At 33.7% G+C, this 3,010-nt stretch carries 3 protein-coding genes; 1 reads left to right on the top strand and 2 read right to left on the bottom strand.

Annotation, left to right across the window (positions count from 1 at the left end; all coding sequences use genetic code 11):
• On the top strand, positions 1 to 1,130 hold a 1,130-nt coding region (locus ACI3VO_RS04785), incomplete at its 5' end, for an amidohydrolase (RefSeq protein WP_439756826.1).
• A gap of 7 nt (positions 1,131 to 1,137) precedes the next feature.
• On the opposite strand, the gene ACI3VO_RS04790 is transcribed toward ACI3VO_RS04785, so the two are convergent.
• Together ACI3VO_RS04790 and ACI3VO_RS04795 are read right to left on the bottom strand one after the other, a co-directional pair.
• On the bottom strand, positions 1,138 to 2,028 hold the full coding sequence (locus ACI3VO_RS04790) for a sensor histidine kinase (RefSeq protein ID WP_439756827.1): 891 nt from the start codon (positions 2,026 to 2,028) through the stop codon (positions 1,138 to 1,140).
• A gap of 39 nt (positions 2,029 to 2,067) precedes the next feature.
• Positions 2,068 to 2,850, bottom strand: a complete 783-nt coding sequence (locus ACI3VO_RS04795; RefSeq protein ID WP_439756828.1) for a hypothetical protein — start codon at positions 2,848 to 2,850, stop codon at positions 2,068 to 2,070.
• Between the last annotated feature and the right edge of the window lie 160 nt (positions 2,851 to 3,010).

Consider the following 3,010-nt stretch of genomic DNA (forward strand, 5'->3'; position numbering starts at 1 on the left):
GAACTCTAAAGGAATCTGCAACTCATCTAGTCAAAGAAGGCGAGTACACAGATTATCAATATCAAAAGGCGTTTGAGTTATTCCAACAAAAAATGCATGGCTTCGGAGTTACAAGTATTCTATCGTTATCAGGATTTAAATGGGGTATACAGCCAGAAGTTTACAAAAAGCTAATAGACGAAAACAAACTAAAAATGAGAATTTCAGCCGGATTTTCAATAAGTCCAGAAGAAGATCCGATAGAACAAATAGATAGAATAAAAGCTATAAGAGATAATTTCGATTCAGATTACTTTAAAACTACTACAGTAAAATTACTTGCAGATGGTGTAGTTGAAGGAACTACTGCGAGCTTGATAGAACCGTATGAACTAGAAGCAGGAAAGGGAAGCGACTACTGTGGAGAATTTCTATGGGATAGAGATAAGCTACCTATAGCAATTGACAAGGCTAATAGAGAGGGATTTTCTATACATGTCCACTCAGTAGGAGATAATGCGACTAAGACTATGTTAGATGCTATTGAAGAGGTCGAGGATCCAAATCAAAGAAATGCACTAACTCATCTTCAATTGGTGAGAGAAGAGGATATAGACAGATTTAAAAAGTTAAATGTAATCGCCAGTGTCCAACCGTACTGGCATATGAAGGGTCCTAATTGGTGGGATGTAGTTGATTACAAATTAGTTGGAAAAAGAGCAGAGGCTGAATATCCACTAAACTCATTTGTAAAATCAGGAGTAAAAATCGCATCCTCATCAGATCACTCCGTAACTCCTATCCCAAATCCGTTCTTTGCGATGCAGGCTGGAGTCACTAGAAATTTATACAATGCCGGTTATTTTGGGGCTCGAGATGTAAAGGATATGGATGAACCTCAGTGGCTATTAAATAAAGATGAGAGAGTAAGTGTATGTGATATAGTCAGAAGCTTTACAATAAATGGTGCTTATTTGATTTTTAGAGATGATGAAATAGGAAGTATAGAGGTAGGCAAGTGCGCAGATTTTATAGTTTTGGATAGGGATATATTTGAGATAAATCCTGTCGATATTGAAGATACACAGGTACTGATGACGTTCTTTGATGGAGAAGTGGTGTACAAAAAAGAGCACATAGATGAATTTTAATGTGCTCTTATATAAAAAGTGGTACCTCAAAGAAAATAGCTATTTTATTCTTATCTAAGTATGCACCGACATCTCCATTCATCTGCTCGACTAAAAATTCAACTATAGAAAGCCCAAGGCCAGTTGATTTATTTCTAGTGGAGTCGCCGGTGTAAAATCTATGAAACAGTTTATCTACATTTATATTGATATCTGGGTTTACAGGGTTTATAAATGTAATTCGAGCTTTGCTTTTAGATTCTATTTTGATATCTATATCTCCTAGAGAATGTTTAGCGCAGTTGTTTAGGAGATTTTCGATGACGCGAGTTAGCATGTTTTTGTCGCCAAGGACGTAAATAGGAGGTGTTTCTTGTATATGTACACTTATATTTTTTTCTTCAAAAATTCCTATATAAGACAAAACACAGTCTATCGCCAAATTAGTCAGGTTTATTTTCTCTAAGCTAGGCTCAACTCTTGCTGTGATTAAATAAGAGTATTCAAAAAAATGCTCGATCAAATCGCCCAGTTCATCGGTGTATTTTTGAGCTGTGTGTAGCTTTTCTAGTTGAGTATTTGATAGAGTTTCTTTTTCAAGGAGCTGTTGATATCCCTTTATTGCAGTCAGCGGTGTTCTTAGATCGTGTGATATATTAGATATTAGCTCCTTGAATTGCTTTTGTTCTCTAATACTTTCTAGACGTTGTTTTTCTTCTAGCTTTAGACAGCGGTTTATATTTATAGCTAATTGATTTATTGTTTTGCTGAAAAGGTCTATAGTAAGGGGCTGGCGAGTGTTTTCGCTTAGTCTTTTGTCGAGCTGTTTGTTTATTGAGCGCAGTTGTTTTTGTATAAACGCAATATATACTATTAGAATAAATACTAAAATACACAAAACGATAACAGCGACCAACATTTTCTAAACCCCCTTTTAATTTGCTAAATTCATAGTCAATTATTTAATTTCAGCTTTTCTAAAAGATAAATAAGATAAAATCATCATAATAGCCATAAAAATTACACTAATTAGTATAAAATTACCATATACAGATGCACCAGCCTCGAGTGTTAATTTAGAGTAATCCACACCAAATGGAGTTAGCTTAAAGATATCTGAAAGATTATCTAGCTTGACCAATTGGGCAATAGTGGCATTTATGATATAACCCAAGCTTATCACGATTACTGATTTTCTAATTGAAAATGCTATAATCAGACATATACTTATTTGGCTGGCATACACGATTGCGATGGTTATCCATATACATATTATTTTTAATAATACCATAAAACTAAAGGAAATTTCAGCATCGTTTTTCATTATGCTTTGAAATACGGATGGCAAAAATGACTCAAAGGAATTTCCAGAGCAAATTCCAACTATAGAGACGATTGCATATGGCATTAAGAAAATCAATATTGATATAAAATATGATATAGTTTTGCAAATAACTATAGAGCCTCTACTATAGCCACTCGAAATACAGTCGTGCACAGTTTTGTTGTCAAAATCACTACATATAAACATAGCTATAAATACTACACTAGCAAGTGTAATCATCTGAAAATCTGTGACAAAAGATCCAAATCCAACTATATCATAGCTTAGATTTCCCTTGGTTAACTGATTTGAAATCACATACATAATAGTAGCTGCGATACAGCATAATATAAATAATACTTTAATAGATGTGGATTTTTTTAATTTATATAAATCAGCTTTGATTAAGTTAAACATTTTCACTACCTCCTACCATAGAAACAAAATAATCCTCAAGAGTTTCACCTTCATTAGAGAGATTTGTTATTATAACTCCATTATCGAACAATGTTTTGCCGACTGATTCTCTGTCGTCTATATAATCAAAAAGTTTTACAGAGTTATCTGGCATGACCTT

Origin of the sequence: Intestinibacter sp., assembly GCF_051866655.1 — a bacterium.
Classification (GTDB): Bacteria; Bacillota; Clostridia; order Peptostreptococcales; family Peptostreptococcaceae; genus Intestinibacter.